Raw genomic sequence first — 20,235 nt, forward strand, 5'->3', positions numbered from 1 at the left:
GTGCATTAATCCAGCAGGCTGGTGTAGTTTTCCGGTGTCAGTACCGTGGGGATGGCTTCTGCAAGCAAATCAGGATAATCCTTGCTGAAATGCAGGCCGCGGCTTTCGTGGCGCTCAATGGCCGAGCGCACAATCAGTTCGGCCACCTGCAATAAATTACGCAGTTCAATCAGGTCGTGACTGACTTTGAAGTTGCTGTAAAACTCATGTACTTCGTCGCGCAGCATATGGATGCGGTGCAGGGCGCGGCTTAACCGCTTGGTCGTGCGTACGATGCCGACATAGTTCCACATGAAGCGGCGCAACTCGTCCCAGGTGTGGGTAATCAGCACTTCTTCATCGGCGTCGGTGACGCGGCTTTCATCCCAGTTTGGCAAGGTAATCGTCGGTTGCTGGCCCGAGGCCCGGATATTTTCTGCGCAGCTTTTGCTGAACGCCAGGCATTCGAGCAGGGAGTTGCTGGCCAGCCGGTTGGCACCGTGCAGGCCGGTGCAAGCCGTTTCGCCAATAGCATACAGGCGGTCAATATCTGTGCGTGCCTGCATATCCGTCATCACGCCGCCACAGGTGTAGTGTGCAGCGGGAACAACCGGAATAGGCTGTTTGCTGATGTCTATGCCCAGTTGCAGGCAGCGCTGGTAAATGTTGGGGAAGTGTGACTGGATAAATGCAAGCGGTTTGTGGCTGATGTCCAGGTAGACGCAATCCAGGCCGCGTTTTTTCATTTCAAAGTCAATCGCGCGGGCCACCACATCGCGCGGGGCCAACTCAGCCCTTTCATCATGCCATGGCATGAAACGGGTGCCGTCCGGCAGTTTTAGTAATCCGCCTTCGCCGCGCAATACTTCCGAGATCAGGAAGGATTTGGCATGTGGGTGGTATAAACAGGTCGGGTGGAATTGCACAAATTCCAGGTTGGCTACCCGGCAACCTGCCCGCCAGGCCATGGCAATGCCATCGCCAGTGCTGATGTCCGGATTGGTGGTATACAGGTAGACTTTACCCGAGCCACCCGTCGCCATTACGGTGTATTGCGATGAGAGCGTGATCACTTTGCCTGTCTGGTTGTTGAGTACATATGCACCCAGGCAACGATTCGGGCCATCACTCATGGTTTGCTTGAATAATTTATGCGTAGTGATCAGGTCTACCGCAATATGGTGTTCAAGAATCGTAATGTTGGGGTGTTCACGCACGCGTTCAGTCAGCGTGGTCTGTACTGCCTGGCCGGTGGCGTCCGCTACGTGAACCACGCGCCGGTGGCTATGGCCACCTTCGCGTGTCAGATGCAAACGGTCGTCTTCGGCTTCGCGGGTAAAGTTGACGCCCTGCTGTAATAACCACTCGATACTCGCACGGCCATTGGTGACGACCATGCGGGTGACTTCACTGTCGCAGAGGCCTGCGCCCGCGACCAGGGTATCCTGGATATGGGCTTCCAGCGAGTCTTCGCTATTGACGACGGCAGCAATGCCGCCTTGCGCCCAGTTGCTGGCACTCATGGACAGTTCGCGTTTGCTGAGAATACATACCCGGTAATCGTCAGCCAGTCGCAGTGCCAGTGATTGGCCGGCCAGGCCGCTGCCTATGATCAATACATCAAAGACTTTGTTCATATGGATTTGTGAAATGAATGGAACTTTACAGAAAAGACCAGGTCAGACACTTGTCTGCATTGCGTGTTGCAAGCGCAGGCAAAAATAAGGGATGAGACGATGTTACACACAGCAAATATAGAAGCGTTAACACGCACCGGGTTCGTCGAAAACAACACAAAAGCGTATACTACTCCCAATCAAAGAATTACCCAAGGGAGTCATCGCGATATGACTGTTCAGGCGCCCAACGCCAAACAGCAAGAGAATAAAGAGTTCGATCAAATGCTGGTTGAACGTGCCCAACAGGGCGATAAACGGGCCTTCGGATTACTCGTTGAAAAGTATCATCGCAAGCTTGGGCGGTTGCTGTCACGCATGATCCGCGACCAGGCGGAAGTGGAAGATGTGGTACAGGAGTCCTTTATCAAGGCTTACCGGGCTTTGCACAGTTTCCGTGGTGACAGTGCCTTTTATACTTGGCTGTACCGGATTGGCATCAACACAGCCAAAAACTACCTGGTGTCCATGGGCCGCAAGCCACAGGTAATGCAGGACGTCGAAATTGAAGACGTGGAAAATTTTGATGAGGGTGAGGATATGCGTACACTGGAGACGCCGGAAACCTCCCTCATGACCAAGGAAATTGCCCAAACGGTAAATGATGCCATTGCCGCCTTGCCAGAGGAGCTGCGTACAGCAATTACTCTGCGTGAGCTGGAAGGACTGAGCTACGAAGATATTGCGACGGTCATGCAATGTCCGATTGGAACCGTACGTTCACGTATTTTCCGGGCACGTGAAACCATTGCAGCCAAGTTGAGGCCGTTACTGGACACGCCACAACATAAGCGGTGGTAAACGTGGGTGTCATGCAGTTTGGGTATGTTCAGGTGTTTATGACAATTGATTTGTTAGATGCTAACATAAAAACATTAGTGAATTTGGGGTTATTATGAAGCAGCAATTATCCGCTTTAATCGACGGAGAGGCCGATGTCGAACGCTGTGAACATGTGTTTCTGGCGGCCAAGTCTACCGGAGAGGTCGCACAGGCGTGGCGCGACTATCATGTCATTCGCGATGTTATGCGGGATGAGTGCTGGACGCAGTCCGATTTTACCCGCCGTGTCATGGCCCGGCTTGAAGATGAGCCTGTCATTTTTGCCCCATCCGTAGCAAGTTTCCCACAGAAGGTTGTTTCTTCCTCCCCGCGATTCAGTAAATATACCTGGTCCATTGCTGCTTCCATTGCGGCAGCATTCTTTGTCGGCATGTTTGTATTACACCAGCCGGTTGCTGTCGATACGGCTGCGCAGATCGCAGATAATGATAGCGAGACCGACCAGTATGTAGTCGCGCATCATAACTATGCGCCGAATAGTGCGACTTACTATATCCAGGACGTAGCTTTTAACGCTGGCGAATAAGCGCACCCTGTTGTCCGGTATGTCATTGCGGTTTGTTATTGGTACCTTAGTTGCGCTCGCGGCCAGCCAGCAGGTCATGGCTGACGAGAGTTTATGGGACACCATGCAGAAAACGGCCGCCGCCGCCAGGGAGCTCAATTACCAGGGTCTGTTCGTTTACCATAACGGTGCGATTATTCGTTCAGTACAAATTACGCATATCTATGAAAACGGTCGCGAATTTACGCGCAATGTTGTCCTTGATGGCCGTCCGCGTGAAGTCTTCAGCGAAGGCGACGATATTGTTATTTTTAATGCAAAAAATGACAAGATTGTGATTGAAAAGCGCCGTGGCCAGAATCTGTTCCCGGCCATGCTGCCTACCCAGTTATCCTCCCTTAAACAAAATTACACATTAAAATTTGTCGGTCAGGCGCGTATTGCTGGTCGCCCAGCCCAGGTGATCGATATGATTCCAAACGATAACCTTCGTTACCAGTACCGCGTCTGGTCTGATAGCGAATATGGGTTACTGCTGAAAATGAGCATGATGGATATGCAGGGCCATACGCTGGAGCAAATCGGCTTTAATCAGGTATCCCTGCTGCAAACCAGGAATCTGGACTGGTTCCAGCCCAAAATTGACGCCAGTAAACCGTATGTCATGGACGATACCACTGACCTGACCCATGTGGATGATAATTTGATCGTACCAAATTTGCCTGCCGGGTATAAAAAAATAGACCAGATCCGGTTGCGTGTGCCAGGCAGGACAGCACCCGTGGAACAGGTGATTTTCTCGGACGGCCTGGCATCTGTTTCACTGTTTGTGGAGCCGGTAATCAAAGGCATGCAACCGCGTGTAGGGAAAAAGACCATGGGATCAACCAACGTTTATGCCAATGTACTAAACGGCTATCAACTGGTGGTGGTCGGTGAAGTGCCTGCGCAAACCGTGGAGCAGATTGCACAACAGGTCAGTTTTAAAAAATAATCCGTCATTGCAACGGCGCTTTCACGCATTTTTATCTGATGTATCATCCAATTTCCTCCGGCAGACGGCTTCGGTGATCTCACTAGCCCCTTGTTTTTCAGGCACGCGTCACCATGTGCAAGGAGTGTGTGGAACATGCATCAGCGAAAGAGTTAGGTAGTTATTTAACAGTGGTTAATTGAAATAATAGGAATAATTATGATGAAACAGTGGATTTCTGGTGTATTGCTGGCATGCGCAGTGACGTTCATGCCGGCCACAATGATACAGGCCAAGGATTTGCCGGACTTTACCGAACTGGCGGAAAAACAGGGGCCGGCAGTGGTGAATATCAGCATCACTTCGGTTGTGCATGGCGGTAGCGTAGGGTTCCCCGGAATGCCGAATGACGAAAACCTGCAAGAATTCCTGCGCCGCTTCGGTATTCCTGGCATGCCGGGAATGCCAGGACAGGAAGGTGGCCAGGATGGCGGGCAGGATTACAAAAGCCAGTCACTGGGCTCCGGCTTTATCATCAGCAGTGATGGCTATATTCTGACCAATGCACACGTGGTCAATGAAGCGGATGAAGTGCTGGTCAAACTGTATGACAAGCGCGAATTCAAGGCGAAAATCATTGGTGTCGACAAACGTACCGATGTGGCCTTGATCAAAATTGAAGCCACTGGCTTGCCCAAAGTGGTAGTGGGCGATCCGAATACGCTGAAAGTCGGGGAGTGGGTGGCTGCGATTGGTTCACCTTTCGGCCTGGAAAACACCATGACCGCCGGGATTGTGAGTGCCAAGGGCCGCGCGCTGCCGCAGGAAAATTATGTGCCGTTTATCCAGACCGATGTGGCGATTAACCCGGGTAACTCAGGTGGCCCATTGTTTAACCTGCGCGGTGAAGTGGTTGGTATCAACTCGCAGATTTACAGCAAGAGTGGCGGTTCCATGGGCTTGTCATTCAGCATCCCGATTGATGTCGCCATTGATATTTCCAACCAGCTGAAAGCCACCGGGCGTATCTCCCGCGGCTGGCTGGGTATCGGTATCCAGGAAGTGACCAAAGACCTGGCAGACTCCTTCGGCCTGAAGCAAACCAGCGGTGCCCTGATTGCGGGCGTCGAAAAAAACAGCCCGGCGGATAAAGGCGGTCTGGAAGCGGGCGATATTATTCTGAAATTCGATGGCAAGGCAATTAACACTTCCAGCGATTTGCCACGAGTCGTCGCCGCTACCAAGCCAGGCAAGACCGTACCGGTCGAGATTATCCGTAAAGGAAACGGCAAAACCTTGCAGTTGACCATCGGCGAGATGCCGACAGAGCAGGCTGAAGCGCAAACAGGCAGCAAAGAATCTGCCAAGCCTGAAGCCAATAAAATTGGCTTGCTCCTGCGTGAACTGACCCCACAGCAGAAGAAAAAGCTGAATGGCAAGAACGGTTTGCTGGTGGTTGAAAGCAGCGGCGCAGCCGCACAGGCTGGTATTCGTCGTGGTGACGTGATCCTGGGCTTGAATAACAGCGAAAGCCAAAGTGTTGACCTGTTCAACAAACAGATCAATGCGGTGCCTGCAGGCAAAACGGTCGCGGTACTGGTACAGCGCGGCGAAAATACCTTGTATGTCCCCATCAAGGTGGCCAAGTAACCAGGCGCTTTCTTATGCCGGTGCATTTTGCCGGCGTTAAAATAAATCCCTGATAAACAGGCATTTGCTGTAAAATGCCAGAAAATTTGAAAGGCGCTTCCGGCGCCTTTCTTGCTTGTAAATAACGCTTGGCGACACATGAAAAATATTCGTAATTTCTCGATTATTGCCCACATTGATCATGGCAAATCGACACTGGCTGACCGCATTATCCAAATGTGCGGTGGCCTGGCAGATCGCGAAATGGAAGCGCAAGTGCTGGATAGTATGGATATCGAGCGTGAACGCGGCATTACCATTAAAGCGCAAACGGCTGCCCTGCAATACAAAGCCAATAACGGTGAAACTTACTACCTCAACCTGATTGACACCCCTGGGCACGTCGACTTCAGTTATGAAGTGAGCCGCTCGCTCTCGGCCTGTGAAGGCGCGTTGCTAGTAGTGGATGCTTCGCAAGGCGTGGAGGCACAAAGTGTCGCCAATTGTTATACCGCCATTGACTTGGGCGTGGAAGTCACGCCGGTGCTGAACAAGATAGACTTGCCTTCTGCCGACCCGGCGCGCGTATCACAGGAAATTGAAGATGTGATTGGCGTTGATGCGACTGATGCTGTGCGCTGCTCCGCCAAAACCGGTGAAGGTGTGCGTGACGTGCTGGAAGAGGTAGTGGCTAAAGTGCCGCCGCCGGTGGGCGATATTGATGCGCCGTTGAAAGCCCTGGTGATCGACGCCTGGTTTGACAACTATGTTGGCGTGGTCATGCTGGTGCGCGTGGTGGATGGCGCGTTGAAAGCCAAAGAAAAGATCCGCCTGATGGCGACCGGTGCTGAATATTTGTGTGAGCAAGTAGGGGTGTTTACGCCCAAATCATTGCAGCGACCACAGTTGGGCGCAGGTGAGGTGGGCTTTATTATTGCCGGTATTAAAGAGTTGGCAGCGGCTAAAGTGGGGGATACGGTGACGCTGGCAGGTAAACCTGCCGCAGCGCCTTTGCCTGGCTTTAAAGAAGTAAAGCCGCAGGTGTTTGCCGGATTGTATCCGGTAGAGTCCAACCAGTTCGAATCCTTGCGTACTGCGTTGGAAAAGCTGAGATTGAATGACTCCAGCTTGCAGTTCGAGCCGGAAAACTCGACGGCACTGGGTTTTGGCTTCCGTTGTGGCTTCCTGGGTTTGCTGCATATGGAAATCGTACAAGAGCGCCTGGAGCGCGAGTACGACATGGATCTGATCACCACAGCGCCTACTGTTATTTATGAGTTGCTGCTCAGAAGTGGTGAAGTGGTACAAATCGAAAACCCGTCACGCTTACCCGAGCCTTCACGGGTTGAGGAAATTCGTGAGCCTATGATTGTGGTGAATTTGCTGATGCCACAAGACTATGTGGGTCCGGTGATGACCTTATGTAATAACAAGCGTGGTATCCAGCGCAATATGCAATACATGGGCCGCCAGGTCATGTTGAGCTACGAGATGCCGTTGAATGAGGTGGTGCTGGACTTCTTTGATAAATTGAAATCAGTCTCGCGCGGTTATGCGTCCATGGACTACGAGTTCTTGGAATTCCGTGCGGCTGACCTGGTCAAGCTGGACATTATGGTTAACGGCGAGCGTGTCGATGCATTAAGCCTGATTGTGCACCGTGCCAATAGCATTTATCGCGGACGTGAACTGGTGTCTAAAATGCGTGAGTTAATTCCTCGGCAAATGTTTGATATTGCTATCCAGGCCTCGATTGGTGCCAATATCATTGCACGTGAGACTGTCAAAGCCATGCGTAAAAACGTCATTGCCAAATGCTATGGGGGGGATATCACGCGTAAGCGCAAGTTGCTGGAAAAACAAAAAGAAGGTAAAAAGCGTATGAAGCAGGTGGGTAACGTGGAGATTCCACAGGAAGCCTTCCTGGCGATTTTGCGTGTTGAAGACAAATAAAAAACGGGCACCGGCTCTTTACTAGGAAACAAGCATGTACTTTGCAATTTTTATGTTGGTGATTTTGCTGGTGTCCGGCATCATCTGGCTGCTGGATATTCTGATATTGCGCAAGCAACGCCAGGCGGGCGCTCTGGGCGATGTTCCCGATCCGTGGTATGTGGAATACAGCAAAAGCTTTTTCCCGGTCATCCTGCTGGTGTTTGTGGTGCGCTCGTTTATTGTTGAGCCGTTTAAAATTCCTTCCGGCTCCATGATGCCGACGTTGCTGGCCGGTGATTATATCCTGGTCAACAAATTCACTTATGGCCTGCGTGTACCCATCCTGAATAATGTATTTTACCCGGTGGGCGAGCCAAAACGTGGCGATGTATTTGTGTTCCACTATCCGCCTGATCCTTCAATCGACTATATCAAGCGGGTGATCGGGCTACCGGGTGACCAGATCCAGTACCGAGACAAACAGCTCACCATCAACGACAAAGTCATCAACCTGGATTTCATAGCACCGTACAAATATGCGCTGAATGTGAACGACGACAGCGGCAGTGCGCGCGAGGTGGATGTGACGGCTTCCCGCCTGAGCGAGCAACTGGGCGACGTCAAACATGATGTATTGATCCACGACATCATGAACCAGTACATGCCGGGCAGCCCGGGTTACCGCCTGATGCAAGGTGAAACGGTGACCGTGCCTGCCGGTCATTTCTTTGCCATGGGCGATAACCGTGATAACAGCTCGGATAGCCGCGTCTGGGGCTTTGTTTCCGAAAAGCACCTGGTTGGACGGGCATTCTTTATCTGGTTTAACTTTGACCAGTGGCGTCGTATCGGGCAAAGTATCGGTTAACGAGGTTCGCCATATTGGTCGCCGCGTATTTGTGAGGAGAAGCAGATGAAACATGCAAAGATTTCAGCACATGCACAACATGGGCTCGGTTTGCTTGGGTTTCTATTGGTGCTTACCGTGGCCGGTATTTTGGGCATGGTGGCATTAAAGGCATTTCCCTCCTATATGGAATACTTCTCCATCCAGTCTACGGTCAATCGCCTTGCGCATGAGCCGGTACCGCAGAGCGATAGTGATATCCGCGCCGCATTTGACCGCCAGATGCGCGTTGACATGATTACGGAGGTGAGCGGGCGTGACCTCGATATTGCCAGCGGCGTGATTGCTGTCCGCTATCAGAAACGCATACCGCTGACAGAATCCATCAGCCTGCTGATTGATTTTGACGCAACCAGCAAACCCGTGCAGTAGGTGAGATGAGCGTACTTCCCGTTTTACAGACCCGTATTGGCTACAGCTTCACGCGACCCGAGCTGTTGCAGCAGGCCCTGACGCACCGCAGCTTCTCTGGTACCAACAATGAACGCCTGGAGTTCCTGGGCGATAGCGTTCTCAATTTCATCATTGCCCACCAGCTGTTTAATCTATTCCCTGACTTGCCTGAAGGCGATCTCAGCCGCCTGCGCGCCAAACTGGTCAAGGAAGCCAGCCTAGCAGAAATATCTACCAGCCTGCATCTGGGTGACGCACTCAAACTGGGGGAAGGCGAACTGAAAAGTGCTGGCTGGCGTCGCCCGTCCATCCTGGCGGATGCGCTGGAAGCGATTGTCGGTGCCGTTTACCTGGATGGTGGCTTTGGCGCCGCCGAAAAAGTGGTGGCTCTGCTTTACCGTGAAACCTTGACTTCGATAGACCCGAAAGTCATTGATAAAGATGCCAAGTCGCAATTGCAGGAATACCTGCAAAGCAAAAAAATGGATTTGCCCGAATACCAGGTGGTAACGATAGAAGGTGAAGCGCATGCGCAAACCTTTACCGTGCAATGCCTGATCAAAAAACTCAAACTGAGCACCACCGGTGTCGGCACCAGCCGCCGGGTGGCAGAACAGCAAGCAGCCCAGCTCGCTATGGAAAAAATTCAATCATGACAGAACAAACGCAATCTCCTGACGGTTTCCGCTGTGGTACAGTCGCCATTGTCGGCCGCCCCAATGTCGGTAAATCCACCTTGCTCAACCATATCCTGGGCATGAAGTTAGCCATCACTTCACGCAAGGCACAGACCACACGTTATCGCCTGCTGGGCATACATACCACGGAAGATACGCAATTCCTGTTTGTGGATACGCCAGGTTTCCAGCAGAAACACATCAACGCCCTGAATAAGACGCTCAATAGAACCGTGACGCAGGTCTTGAGCGAAGTCGATGTGGTGCTGTTTGTGATTGAGCCTATGAAGCTGGGTGAGGCCGATGAACTGGTACTCAAAATGCTGCCCAAAAACAAACCGGTGCTACTGGTGGTCAACAAAGCGGATTTGATGGGGGATAAAGGCAACCTGTTGCCGCTGATCCAGGACTTTGACCTCCTGTTCGACTTTGCCGGCATTATTCCGGTCAGCGCCAAGAAAAACCTCAATCTGGAAGAGCTGCTGCAAGCTACTCGCGAGCATTTGCCTGAGCAGGCCGCCATCTATGAGGAAGATGAACTCACCGACAAAAACGAGCGTTTCCTGGCGGCTGAGCTGGTGCGTGAAAAAGTCTTCCGCCTGCTGGGCGATGAAGTGCCTTATTCCGTTGCGGTAGAAATTGAAAAATTTGAAACCGTGAAAAACCTGCGCCGTATCTTTGCCGCGATTATTGTCGACAAGGATAGCCAGAAACCGATGATCATTGGCAAGGGCGGCGAAAAGCTCAAACAAATCTCCACCGAAGCCAGGCAGGATATGGAAAAACTGTTTGGCTCCAAAGTCTACCTGGAAACCTGGGTCAAGGTAAAAGGTGGCTGGGCAGATGATGCGCGTGCCTTGAAAAGTCTAGGCTTATAGCAAGGCTGATTCGCTACTGGCATTATCATGGCAGTAAGTTCTTCCGATTCCGGTAGCCACAAGCAATCCCAGCAGCCGGTTTTTATCCTACACACTTATCCCTTTAAAGAAACCAGCCTGGTGGTTGAGATGTTCAGCCGCGACCTGGGCCGGATTGCGGCAGTCGCCAAAGGCGCACGCAGACCACTTTCTGCCATGCGTGGCATGCTGCAGTCTTTTCAGCAACTGGCCGGTACATGGTCTGGTAAAAACGAATTGAAAACTCTGCATGGCCTGGAGTGGATGACCGGCCTGACATTGCTCAGGGGCGATGCCCTGATGTGCGGGTTTTACATGAATGAGCTGCTATTGCGCCTGTTGCCACGTGATGATGCACATGTGCAACTGTTCGAATATTACGCTCAAACAATACAACTGCTTTCTTCCTTGCAACATGTGCCAGCCAGCGGGCAGTTGGCGGAAATCATGCGCCGGTTCGAGTTGAAAATGTTGCAGGAGCTTGGTTATGCCGTGCCATTGAACCATGATGAAAATGGGGAAATCATCCATGCGGATGAGACCTATAGGTTTGAAGCGGATTACGGCGCCTGTGCGCCATCAGCCACCAAAAATGGTGTGTTGATTCAGGGTGGCTCCCTGCTGGATATGGCGCGCGGGAATTATTCGAACGTCACCACTCAGGCCCAGAGCAAGCAGCTGATGCGGTATTTGTTGCAGCATTATCTTGGGGAGAAGCCGTTGCATACAAGACAGTTGTTGGTGGATTTGCAAGGGTTTTAAGTCTGAGTGATTAAGGACGATCTTTTTTGTGTGGGTGTTTGTGTTTTGATGTGGCGATTTGTTTCGCCGAGAGGTGAAACAAATCGATCCAGCAAAGCACAAATATTTCATTTACCTGTATATCCCTACCAAAAACCTTAATAAGGTTTCTATTTTTTGCTCTATAAGTTTCGATTACCCTCACCAACAGTTAAAATGCTGCCTTAAACCTTAAGAGACCACTATGCTAAAACTCGGTGTCAATATCGACCATGTCGCCACTATCCGCCAGGCGCGTGGCACCAAATACCCCAGCGTAGTGCAAGCCGCCTTGCGTGCCGAGCAGTCCGGTGCGGACAGCATTACCTTGCATTTGCGAGAAGATCGCCGCCATATGCAGGATGCGGATATTTTTGCCTTGCGACCTCTGCTGCAAACCAAGATGAACCTGGAATGTGCCGTTACAGACGAGATGCTGGATATCGCAATCCAGGTCAAGCCACAGGATGTGTGCCTGGTACCAGAGCGCCGCGAGGAGCGTACCACCGAAGGTGGCCTGGATGTGCTGGCACAATATGCAAAAGTGGAACATGCCGTGAAAAAGCTGTCTGACCAAGGCATACGCGTTTCACTGTTTATTGCGCCGGACCTGGCACAGATTGATGCTGCGGCAAAGATTGGCGCACCCGTGATTGAAATCCACACCGGCACGTTTGCCGATGCCGGAACTGAAAAGGCGCAGGCAGAAGAATTAAGCCGTATCCAGACTGCGCTTAAACACGCTGAAACTGCCGGGCTGGTAGTGAATGCCGGCCATGGCTTGCATTATCACAATGTGCATCATATTGCACGCTTGCCGGGATTTGAAGAGTTGAATATCGGCCATGCGATTGTGGCACATGCCTTGTTTGTCGGCTGGGATAATGCAGTGCGTGAAATGAAAGCCCTGATGAAAGAGTTTTCACCGAAGTAACCGATTGAACATGCATAATCACGGCAGCAGGCAGGCTTTTTACGAGGTGATGACATGATTTACGGCATAGGTACGGATATTGTAGAAGTCGAACGCATCCAGTCTTCACTGGATCAGTTTGGCGAACCATTTGCCAAGCGTATTCTGGCAGAAGCCGAGTGGGCGGATTACCAGGCCAGCCAGCTAAAGGCGCGTTTTCTGGCCAAGCGCTTTGCTGCCAAGGAAGCTTTTGCCAAAGCCATAGGCACAGGTATCCGCGGTGAGGTCAGCTTCCAGAACATCACTGTCACGCACGACGCCTTGGGCCGCCCCTTGCTGCAATTGGCTCCCACCTTGCAGGCCTTTCTCAAACAGCATCATATCCACCAGTCGCATATCAGCATCAGTGATGAGAAAAATCTTGCGCTGGCTTATGTGGTGCTGGAAACGGCTGCGACTTGATGCAGTCAATTTAAGTTTTAATATCTGTCTTCCTTGAGTTTGCTGATTCAACATTCTTGATGCCGCTTGGCACATGTCCGGTTGCAACATGCTGCCTGGCTGACTCACAATGCTTGCGCTGATCGTCGAAGAAGATATCCGCTGCAAATGCTTTCAGGAAAGGACCTTTTTCCAGGCCACCCAGGAAGATTGCCTCATCAATCCGAATATTCCAGGCACGTAATGTCCTGATCGCACGTTCGTGTGCGGGTGCGCCGCGCGCTGTCACTAAGGCGGTGCGGATGGGAGAGGTTTCAGCGGTGAACTGCGATTGAATCAGATGCAGCATTTCCAGGAAAGGTTTAAATGGGCCACCGGTTAATGGCGTTTTCGCCGCTGCGATTTCGTTTTGCGTGAACGCATCCAGGCCTTGTTCCTGGTAGATACGTTCGGCTTCGTCTGAAAATAAAACCGCATCTCCGTCAAATGCAATGCGCAGGTCGCCCCCGCTATTTGCCGAAACCGTGGAGGGCAGGATAGTCGCGGCTGCAATGCCTTCGTTCAGGGCCTGTGTTACGTCATCAGCATCTGCCGATAAAAACAGGTGTGCGCCAAATGCACTGGCATACGGTTGGGTGCTGCGGCCTTGGGTAAACGCTGCACGGCTGATTTCCAGGCCATGATGCTGGATGGCGTTAAATACACGCAAACCGGTATCCGCGCTATTACGGGAAAGCAGAATCACCTGCACTAACGGTTCAGCACGCTGGTCGTTAAGGTTGAGCAGTTTTTTGACCAGGTTATAAGCAATACCGGGTGCCAAAGGCGTTTCTTCATTGGCGATCTGGTATTGGTGATAGGCTTCTACGCCTTGCTCTTCATACACGTTATGGCTGTCTGTCAGGTCAAACAGGGCACGCGATGAGATGGCAACAACGAGCGGTTGGGTTTGTTTTGATTGCATTCGGCTATGCTACCTTATGTGATGAGTGTTTTGACGCTTTCCACTATTCATTTACGCAGAACTTTCCATGTTGCTTTTAAATCAACCAAATTTTGATATATTCCCAGGCATGACAACAGAGATTGATATTGAACGTCGTTTTTCCGGTGTGCGCCGTTTGTATGGTGAGCAGGGGCTGGCATGGTTACAAAATGCCCATGTGCTGGTGATCGGCATTGGTGGGGTTGGTTCCTGGACGGTGGAAGCGCTTGCACGTAATGCGGTCGGGCAGTTAACCCTGGTGGATCTGGACAATATTGCCGAATCCAATATCAACCGGCAGATTCATGCGCTGGATAAGAATATCGGCAAAGCCAAGGTGACGGCGATGCATGAGCGCATTGCGCAGATTAACCCGCTATGCCGGGTGGTGGAAGTCGAGGACTTTATCACCGCTGACAATATGGCGGCCATCTTGCAGGTGAGACCCGATATTGTGGTGGATTGCATGGATGACACCAAGGCAAAAATCGCATTGGCGGCCTGGTGCAAACAACAAGGGTTACCGCTGGTCATAGTGGGAAGTGCGGGTGGCAAGCTGGATGCCACACGTATCCGCCTGGCAGACCTGGCGCAGGTACACGGCGACCGCATGCTGGCAAAAATCCGCAACCAGTTGCGACGCGATCATGGGTTTCCCAAAGCCAGTGATGTGAAAAAGTCGGCTAAATTTGGTATCACTGCGGTGTATTCCGATGAGCCAGTGGAAAAACCGGTGGAAGCGTGTGACACGGATGCCGGCCTGACCGGTCTGCATTGTGCCGGTTATGGCTCCAGTATTTGCGTCACTGCCAGTTTTGGTTTTATTGCTGCCCAGCATGCCCTGCAACAACTGCTGCTTCCCCGCTGATCTTTCATTATGCATGCTGACATCATACTGACGTCTGCGTGTCACAAGATTGTTGAACAATCCTGCCGTTACAACGTCTAGTAGAAAACAGGCACAGACATTGCATGTAAACTGAGGGTTCAGGATTAAATGCGGGTATTTTCAGCCTGTGCTGATGCGTTTGAATCAAACGCGCCTCAGTTAAAGTTTCTTGCTGCCAGTGTTGTTTCATCGATCAAGGGTATTTGTCATGCAATTGGACGTATTTCTGAAACAGGTGTCACTCAACCATGCCCTGAATGTGCTGATCTGGCATCTGGCCCAGGCGGGCATTGAGATTGCCGAGCTGGTCAGGCAGGGCGCCTTGCAAGGCGTTACCGAGAAAACGGCCAGCACCAATGTGCAGGGAGAAACCCAGATGCAACTGGATATTCGCAGCCATGAACTGGCGCTGGCGCAGCTGCGTGCTTCTGCGGTGGTCGCTGCGGTACTGTCCGAAGAGGCTGAATCGCCTGTGTTGTTTGAGACGGTTGATGCACCATTCCTGGTCAGCATGGACCCTTTGGATGGTTCTTCCAATCTGGCGATCAATGGGGTGGTTGGCAGTATTTTCTCCGTGTTGCCGAATACTGGTATAGCGACCCAGGGCGAGCAGGCCTTTTTACAGCCTGGGCAATTGCAGCGTGCCGCGGCCTATATCATGTACGGCCCTGCCACTTTGCTAGTGCTGACTCTGGGCCAGGGGACGCATGTATTTACCCTGAATCACGACAGCCAGGCGTTTGAATTGACGCAGCAGAACCTGGCGGTGGCTGAAGAAACCTCGGAATTCGCCATCAATGCCAGTAACCAGCGTTACTGGCAGCCTGCGGTACAGCGGTATGTCAACGAGTGCCTGCAAGGTGCGGATGGCCTGCGCGGGCGTGATTACAATATGCGCTGGTGTGCCAGCATGGTAATGGATGTGCACCGCATCCTGACACGTGGCGGCGTGTTCCTTTACCCGCGGGACAGCAAGCAACCCGCCAGAGCCGGGCGTTTGCGCTTATTGTATGAAGCCAACCCGATGAGTTTGCTGGTAACGCAGGCGGGTGGCGCAAGCATAGAAGGTCTTGATGATATTCTGGCGTTACAGCCAACGGCCTGTCACCAGCGTGTCCCGGTATTGATGGGATCCACACAGGAAATCCGGCGCTTGCGTGAATATCACCAGCAGGCACAAGCATAGGAGTTTTGCATGGCATTAATTTCTCTCAGGCAGTTACTCGACCACGCCGCTGAACACAGCTATGGTCTGCCGGCCTTCAATATCAATAATATGGAGCAGATCCTCTCCATCATGAAAGCAGCGAACGAAGTCGATAGCCCGGTGATTTTGCAGGCATCGGCCGGCGCGCGCGGTTATGCCGGAGAATCTTTCCTGCGTAAAATGGTGGAAGCGGCGATCGAGCAATATCCGCATATCCCGATCTGCATGCACCAGGATCATGGCGCCTCGCCCAAGGTGTGCCAGATGGCAATACGCAGCGGGTTTTCCAGCGTGATGATGGATGGTTCGCTACGGGAAGACGGTAAAACGCCTGCCAGTTATGATTACAACGTGGAGGTGACGCGTCGCGTAGTGGAGTTTGCGCATGCGGTCGGTGTGTCGGTAGAGGGCGAGCTGGGCGTACTAGGTTCGCTGGAAACGGGAATGGCCGGTGAAGAGGATGGCGTCGGGGCGGCAGGCAAATTGCATGAGTCGCAATTACTGACCGACCCGGACGAAGCAGCAGCGTTTGTTGAAGCGACCAAAGTCGATGCGCTGGCCATTGCGATTGGCACCAGCCACGGTGCGTATAAATTTACGCGCCCGCCGTCAGACGATACTTTATCCATTGACCGCATCCGCGAAATCCACGCCAAAATCCCTAATACGCACTTGGTCATGCACGGCTCTTCCAGTGTGCCGCAATCCTTGCTGGAGCAGATCCGGCAGTATGGCGGCAATATCAAGGAAACCTATGGTGTACCTGTTTCGCAGATTGTGGAGGGCATCAAGAGTGGCGTGCGCAAGGTGAATATTGATACGGATATCCGCCTGGCAATGACGGCGGCGATTCGTGCTTATCTGGTTGAACACCCGGAAGAATTTGATCCGCGCAAATATTTCAAGGAGGCGATTACGGCGGCACAACAGCTCTGTAAAGAGCGGTTTGAAGCGTTTGGCAGCGCCGGGCAGGCAGGTAAGATTAAAGTCATTTCACTGGAAAAAATGGCGGCGATTTATTAAAAAATGAGGGAACGCTTGCAAGATCGCGCTGCCATAAAGAAATACTTTGTGTGGCAATTGCCATGTACTTGCTCACTCATACCTATAACAATCCATCGAGGGGCATGATAGAAAGGTCCACATCATGCGTAAGAAATTAGTGATTGGTAACTGGAAGTTACACGGCAGCCTGCTGGAAAACCAGGCGCTGCTTAACCGGCTCAAGCAGGAGTTGCACGATATTGAAGGTGTTGATGCGGCTGTCTGCCTGCCGTATGTTTATCTTTACCAGGCACAAGCTGCACTGCAGGATTCGACGATTGCCTGGGGTGCGCAAAATGTCAGCCAATTTACGGAAGGTGCTTATACTTCTTGTATCTCGGCACAGATGGTGGCCGAGTTTGGCTGCACCTATACCATTGTCGGCCATTCCGAACGCCGCGCGCTCAAACTGGAAAGTAACCAGGTCGCCACCAAGCGGTTATTGAATGCGTTGCATGCCGGGTTGACGCCGATTTTCTGTGTCGGCGAAACACTGGATGAACGCGATGGCGGCATGGCGGAGCTGATTGTACGCAACCAGATGCTCAATGTAGTGTACGGCCTGGATAGCCAGGCGTTTGCCCTGGCAAAAAAACTCAATATGGTGATTGCCTATGAGCCGGTCTGGGCGATCGGTACCGGTGAACATGCTTCGCCTGAGCAGGCGCAACGCATGCATGCCTTTATCCGCATGATGATCGCCGAGCGTGACCGTGAGTTTTCCGAGCAGATACGCATTGTTTATGGTGGCAGCATGGCCCCTCAAAATGCGGAAAGCCTGCTCAGCATGCCGGATATTGATGGCGGTCTGCTGGGCCGTGCGGCCCTGGTGGCAGAGGATTTTATTGATACCTGCCGCATTGCCTCGCATTGCTGGCAACAGCAACGGCAATTGCACGCGCAAGCGGCTGCGCCTGCAGTCATTGTGTGAGCCATATTGCCGCATAAACCCCTGTTTTTGCATCATGGTGATGTCACAAAACTGTCACAAAAGGCCGCAGGCGAAGCGATACAATAATGTCCTATGAAAATAACCTCTCCCGCTTTGCTGGATCGCGACCTCAGTATCCTGAGTTTTAATGCCCGGGTATTATCCCTGGCACAACGTGACGACTACCCGCTGCTCGAACGCCTGCGTTTTTTGTGCATCGTTTCCAATAATCTGGACGAGTTTTTTGAAGTGCGCATGCCCTTGCAGATGGAAGCACACCAGCAACGGGTAATGCACGGACCTGTCACGGCTAACAGCTGCGAGCAGATTGCCAGTATGGCGCATACACTGGTGGCAAAGCAGTACCAACTGTTTAATGATGCCCTGATGCCGGCGTTGGCGGAGCAAGGCGTGCACCTAGTATCCGGCGGGGTGAGAACGCCTGAGCAAACGACCTGGGTCGCCAATTATTTCAAGCGTGAAGTGCTGCCTTTTTTGATGCCGGTTTCGCTGGATCCTTCGCATCCTTTCCCGCAGGTGGCAAACAAGTCACTCAATTTTATCGTGCGCATCGCGATTGGCCATGAAGAGAAAATTGCCATCGTGCGTGTGCCACGTGTGGTGCCGCGCCTGGTGCAATTGCCACACGCCATCAGCAAAGGCCAGCAATGTTTTGTGTCATTGACCAGTATCATCCGTGCCAATCTGCATGTGCTGTTTGATGGTGCCAGGATTCTGCATTTTTCGCAGTTTCGCGTCACGCGTAACAGTGACCTGGAGGTGGATGAAGATGATATGAGCAATTTGCGCATGGCCTTGCGCGAAGAGCTGGCGCATCGCCAGTATGGTGAAGCGGTACGTCTGGAGGTCACGCATGAATGTGATGATGCGCTGGCGGAGTTCCTGCTCAGGCAGTTCAATTTGCCGGCGCTGGCGCTGTATCGCGTCAATGGCCCGGTGAACCTGGGACGCCTGATTCAGTTGCCGGATATGGCAAAAGGGGATCATCTCAAGTTTGTGCCTTTCCAGCCGCAATGGCCGCAACATATCAATAAAAATATCCTGCTGCTGGCGCAAATGCGTGAGCGGGATTTACTGATCCACCAGCCTTTTGAAAGTTTTGAGGTCGTGATCCAGCTACTGGAAGAGGCGGTGAAAGATGAGTACGTGCTCGCCATCCGCATGACGATTTACCGGACTGGCGCGGATCCGCGCATGCTGTTATTGCTGCAGGACGCCGTACGGCGAGGCAAGGAAGTATTGGTTGTCGTCGAACTGAAAGCGCGCTTTGATGAAGAGGCGAATATCAACTGGGCCGAGGCACTGGAAGCCACGGGTGCGCAAGTGGTGTATGGCGTGGTCGGCCTGAAAACGCATGCCAAGATGTTGCTGATCATGCGCCGTGAAGGCAAGGTGATCCATCGCTATGGCCATTTATCGACCGGTAACTACAACCCGAAAACGACCAAGATGTATACAGACTGGAGCATGCTGACTGCCAATGCTGACCTGACCAGGGAAATGGAAGCGGTATTCCGCCACCTGACCAGTGAACTGCCCTTGCCACGCATGCGGCATTTGCTGGTGGCACCGTTTACCCTGCATGCCAGCATGATCCGGCAACTGGAAAAAGCCCAGCGCCTGGCCAGGCAAGGCAAACCGGCACGCGTGATTGCCAAGATGAACGCCCTGACCGATGTCCCGCTGACTGAAGCCTTGATCAGGGCCGCGGCTGCCGGTGTGGAAATCGACCTGATTATCCGCGGTGCCTGCATCCTGCCGGTAGATTTACCTGCGATCAAAGGCCGCATTCGCGTCCGTTCCATTGTTGGCCGCCTGCTTGAGCATTCCCGCGTGTTCTATTTTGAACTGGATGGGCAGGTGCATATGTGGCTGTCGAGTGCAGACTGGATGAGCCGCAATATGGTGCGCCGCGTGGAACTGGCCTGGCCGGTTACCGATTCCGGGATGCAACAGCGCATTATGCAGGAAGGTTTGCAGCTATACCTGGATGACAACCTGGATGGCTGGGCACTGGCCGAGCAAGGGGTGTACAAAGCCCTGCGCGAGTTGGCCCCCGAGGATGCGACATTGCAATCCTGCCAGCAGGTGTTGTTAACGCAATATCATTCTCTGTAAGGTTAGTCATGCCGGTACGTAACCTGATTTTATGGCGTCATGCTGAAGCGGAAGTATTATTGCATGGGCAATCTGACCTTGAGCGCGCACTGACCAAAAAAGGGCACAAGCAGGCGAAGCAGATGGCAGCCTGGCTCAGGAAATATCTGCCTAAACAAACGTATGTGATGACGAGCCCCGCTTTGCGTACGCGTGAAACGGTCGCTTATTGGGGGGGGGACTGGCAGGACGAAAACCGGCTGGCACCCGAACGCCCTTTGCCGCCGATTCTGCAATTATTGGCACAAAGCCCGTTTGAGCACATGATGCTGGTGGGGCACCAGCCATGGATAGGTGAGCTGGCGGCGCACTGCCTGGGTAGGGAAGATGAGCAATTGAGCATCAGGAAAGGTGCCGTCTGGTGGTTGTGCCTGCCAAAAGCGGGCCCACCATACAAGCTGTACAGCGTGCAGGCACCCGATTTGGTGGAATAGCTTCCCAATCTGTCAAAGTG

The 20,235-nt window shown here is 52.4% G+C and carries 20 protein-coding genes; 18 read left to right on the plus strand and 2 right to left on the minus strand.

The annotated features are described in order from the left end of the window. Positions 1-5 precede the first annotated feature (5 nt). A complete protein-coding gene (gene nadB / locus BLP53_RS09300) occupies positions 6-1,616 on the minus strand; it encodes an L-aspartate oxidase (protein WP_091471860.1) in 1,611 nt (536 codons plus the stop codon). A gap of 210 nt (positions 1,617-1,826) precedes the next feature. On the opposite strand from nadB, the gene rpoE reads away from it, so the two are divergent. The 12 genes from rpoE to acpS all read left to right on the plus strand — a co-directional run bounded on the left by rpoE (position 1,827) and on the right by acpS (position 12,568). Then, complete coding sequence (rpoE, locus tag BLP53_RS09305) at positions 1,827-2,456, plus strand: RNA polymerase sigma factor RpoE (RefSeq protein WP_091471861.1); 630 nt, start codon at positions 1,827-1,829, stop codon at positions 2,454-2,456. Between the two features lie 94 nt (positions 2,457-2,550). Beyond that, positions 2,551-3,024: a sigma-E factor negative regulatory protein gene (locus BLP53_RS09310; RefSeq protein ID WP_091471862.1), complete on the plus strand. Its 474-nt coding sequence runs from the start codon at positions 2,551-2,553 to the stop codon at positions 3,022-3,024. Positions 3,025-3,043: 19 nt separating this feature from the next. Then, complete coding sequence (locus BLP53_RS09315) at positions 3,044-3,997, plus strand: MucB/RseB C-terminal domain-containing protein (RefSeq protein WP_091471863.1); 954 nt, start codon at positions 3,044-3,046, stop codon at positions 3,995-3,997. Between the two features lie 198 nt (positions 3,998-4,195). Next, positions 4,196-5,626, plus strand: coding sequence for a DegQ family serine endoprotease (locus tag BLP53_RS09320; protein ID WP_091471864.1), 1,431 nt, complete (start codon positions 4,196-4,198; stop codon positions 5,624-5,626). Positions 5,627-5,764: 138 nt separating this feature from the next. Continuing rightward, positions 5,765-7,558 (plus strand): translation elongation factor 4, encoded by a 1,794-nt coding sequence (lepA, locus tag BLP53_RS09325; protein ID WP_091471865.1) that lies wholly within the window; start codon positions 5,765-5,767, stop codon positions 7,556-7,558. A 34-nt stretch (positions 7,559-7,592) separates the two neighbouring features. Then, a complete protein-coding gene (lepB, locus tag BLP53_RS09330; protein WP_091471866.1) occupies positions 7,593-8,408 on the plus strand; it encodes a signal peptidase I in 816 nt (271 codons plus the stop codon). Positions 8,409-8,453: 45 nt separating this feature from the next. Continuing rightward, positions 8,454-8,819 (plus strand): DUF4845 domain-containing protein, encoded by a 366-nt coding sequence (locus tag BLP53_RS09335; RefSeq protein ID WP_091471867.1) that lies wholly within the window; start codon positions 8,454-8,456, stop codon positions 8,817-8,819. 5 nt (positions 8,820-8,824) lie between these two features. Next, the gene (rnc, locus tag BLP53_RS09340; protein WP_091471868.1) at positions 8,825-9,496 is read left to right on the plus strand and encodes a ribonuclease III; all 672 of its coding nucleotides are present in this window, start codon (positions 8,825-8,827) and stop codon (positions 9,494-9,496) included. Continuing rightward, positions 9,493-10,395, plus strand: a complete 903-nt coding sequence (gene era / locus BLP53_RS09345) for a GTPase Era (RefSeq protein WP_091471869.1) — start codon at positions 9,493-9,495, stop codon at positions 10,393-10,395. Before rnc ends, era begins: the two co-directional genes overlap by 4 nt. 27 nt (positions 10,396-10,422) lie before the next feature. Continuing rightward, positions 10,423-11,175, plus strand: coding sequence for a DNA repair protein RecO (gene recO, locus BLP53_RS09350; protein WP_091471870.1), 753 nt, complete (start codon positions 10,423-10,425; stop codon positions 11,173-11,175). A 223-nt stretch (positions 11,176-11,398) separates the two neighbouring features. Beyond that, positions 11,399-12,127: a pyridoxine 5'-phosphate synthase gene (pdxJ, locus tag BLP53_RS09355; RefSeq protein ID WP_091471871.1), complete on the plus strand. Its 729-nt coding sequence runs from the start codon at positions 11,399-11,401 to the stop codon at positions 12,125-12,127. 54 nt (positions 12,128-12,181) lie between these two features. Next, entirely contained in the window at positions 12,182-12,568 is a 387-nt protein-coding gene (acpS, locus tag BLP53_RS09360) for a holo-ACP synthase (RefSeq protein ID WP_091471872.1), read from the plus strand. 10 nt (positions 12,569-12,578) lie between these two features. On the opposite strand, the gene BLP53_RS09365 is transcribed toward acpS, so the two are convergent. After that, on the minus strand, positions 12,579-13,511 hold the full coding sequence (locus BLP53_RS09365; RefSeq protein WP_091471873.1) for a 5'-nucleotidase: 933 nt from the start codon (positions 13,509-13,511) through the stop codon (positions 12,579-12,581). A gap of 109 nt (positions 13,512-13,620) precedes the next feature. On the opposite strand from BLP53_RS09365, the gene BLP53_RS09370 reads away from it, so the two are divergent. From BLP53_RS09370 to BLP53_RS09395, 6 genes are all read left to right on the plus strand, one after another. Next, positions 13,621-14,400, plus strand: coding sequence for a tRNA threonylcarbamoyladenosine dehydratase (locus tag BLP53_RS09370; protein WP_091471874.1), 780 nt, complete (start codon positions 13,621-13,623; stop codon positions 14,398-14,400). Between the two features lie 229 nt (positions 14,401-14,629). Continuing rightward, positions 14,630-15,607, plus strand: a complete 978-nt coding sequence (locus BLP53_RS09375) for a class 1 fructose-bisphosphatase (RefSeq protein ID WP_091471875.1) — start codon at positions 14,630-14,632, stop codon at positions 15,605-15,607. A 9-nt stretch (positions 15,608-15,616) separates the two neighbouring features. Next, positions 15,617-16,651 carry a class II fructose-bisphosphate aldolase gene (gene fba / locus BLP53_RS09380; protein ID WP_091471876.1) on the plus strand — a complete coding sequence of 345 codons (1,035 nt, stop codon included), beginning with the start codon at positions 15,617-15,619 and terminating at the stop codon, positions 16,649-16,651. Between the two features lie 124 nt (positions 16,652-16,775). Beyond that, positions 16,776-17,603 carry a triose-phosphate isomerase gene (tpiA, locus tag BLP53_RS09385; protein WP_091471877.1) on the plus strand — a complete coding sequence of 276 codons (828 nt, stop codon included), beginning with the start codon at positions 16,776-16,778 and terminating at the stop codon, positions 17,601-17,603. Between the two features lie 93 nt (positions 17,604-17,696). Beyond that, positions 17,697-19,742 (plus strand): polyphosphate kinase 1, encoded by a 2,046-nt coding sequence (gene ppk1, locus BLP53_RS09390; protein ID WP_091471878.1) that lies wholly within the window; start codon positions 17,697-17,699, stop codon positions 19,740-19,742. 8 nt (positions 19,743-19,750) lie between these two features. Continuing rightward, on the plus strand, positions 19,751-20,215 hold the full coding sequence (locus BLP53_RS09395; protein ID WP_091471879.1) for a SixA phosphatase family protein: 465 nt from the start codon (positions 19,751-19,753) through the stop codon (positions 20,213-20,215). Positions 20,216-20,235 lie beyond the last annotated feature (20 nt).

This window comes from Methylophilus rhizosphaerae, from assembly GCF_900100975.1.
In the GTDB taxonomy this organism is placed as follows: Bacteria; Pseudomonadota; Gammaproteobacteria; order Burkholderiales; family Methylophilaceae; genus Methylophilus; species Methylophilus rhizosphaerae.

Excerpts from the sequence above, each read along its gene's own strand:
- rnc (WP_091471868.1), top strand. The coding sequence starts at position 8,825 with ATGAGCGTACTTCCCGTTTTACAGACCCGTATTGGCTACAGCTTCACG.
- BLP53_RS09320 (WP_091471864.1), top strand. The coding sequence starts at position 4,196 with ATGATGAAACAGTGGATTTCTGGTGTATTGCTGGCATGCGCAGTGACG.
- era (WP_091471869.1), top strand. The coding sequence starts at position 9,493 with ATGACAGAACAAACGCAATCTCCTGACGGTTTCCGCTGTGGTACAGTC.
- tpiA (WP_091471877.1), top strand. The coding sequence starts at position 16,776 with ATGCGTAAGAAATTAGTGATTGGTAACTGGAAGTTACACGGCAGCCTG.
- recO (WP_091471870.1), top strand. The coding sequence starts at position 10,423 with ATGGCAGTAAGTTCTTCCGATTCCGGTAGCCACAAGCAATCCCAGCAG.
- BLP53_RS09335 (WP_091471867.1), top strand. The coding sequence starts at position 8,454 with ATGAAACATGCAAAGATTTCAGCACATGCACAACATGGGCTCGGTTTG.
- acpS (WP_091471872.1), top strand. The coding sequence starts at position 12,182 with ATGATTTACGGCATAGGTACGGATATTGTAGAAGTCGAACGCATCCAG.
- BLP53_RS09370 (WP_091471874.1), top strand. The coding sequence starts at position 13,621 with ATGACAACAGAGATTGATATTGAACGTCGTTTTTCCGGTGTGCGCCGT.
- BLP53_RS09315 (WP_091471863.1), top strand. The coding sequence starts at position 3,044 with ATGTCATTGCGGTTTGTTATTGGTACCTTAGTTGCGCTCGCGGCCAGC.
- fba (WP_091471876.1), top strand. The coding sequence starts at position 15,617 with ATGGCATTAATTTCTCTCAGGCAGTTACTCGACCACGCCGCTGAACAC.
- rpoE (WP_091471861.1), top strand. The coding sequence starts at position 1,827 with ATGACTGTTCAGGCGCCCAACGCCAAACAGCAAGAGAATAAAGAGTTC.
- ppk1 (WP_091471878.1), top strand. The coding sequence starts at position 17,697 with ATGAAAATAACCTCTCCCGCTTTGCTGGATCGCGACCTCAGTATCCTG.
- BLP53_RS09365 (WP_091471873.1), bottom strand. The coding sequence starts at position 13,511 with ATGCAATCAAAACAAACCCAACCGCTCGTTGTTGCCATCTCATCGCGT.
- pdxJ (WP_091471871.1), top strand. The coding sequence starts at position 11,399 with ATGCTAAAACTCGGTGTCAATATCGACCATGTCGCCACTATCCGCCAG.
- BLP53_RS09375 (WP_091471875.1), top strand. The coding sequence starts at position 14,630 with ATGCAATTGGACGTATTTCTGAAACAGGTGTCACTCAACCATGCCCTG.
- lepB (WP_091471866.1), top strand. The coding sequence starts at position 7,593 with ATGTACTTTGCAATTTTTATGTTGGTGATTTTGCTGGTGTCCGGCATC.
- BLP53_RS09395 (WP_091471879.1), top strand. The coding sequence starts at position 19,751 with ATGCCGGTACGTAACCTGATTTTATGGCGTCATGCTGAAGCGGAAGTA.
- nadB (WP_091471860.1), bottom strand. The coding sequence starts at position 1,616 with ATGAACAAAGTCTTTGATGTATTGATCATAGGCAGCGGCCTGGCCGGC.
- BLP53_RS09310 (WP_091471862.1), top strand. The coding sequence starts at position 2,551 with ATGAAGCAGCAATTATCCGCTTTAATCGACGGAGAGGCCGATGTCGAA.
- lepA (WP_091471865.1), top strand. The coding sequence starts at position 5,765 with ATGAAAAATATTCGTAATTTCTCGATTATTGCCCACATTGATCATGGC.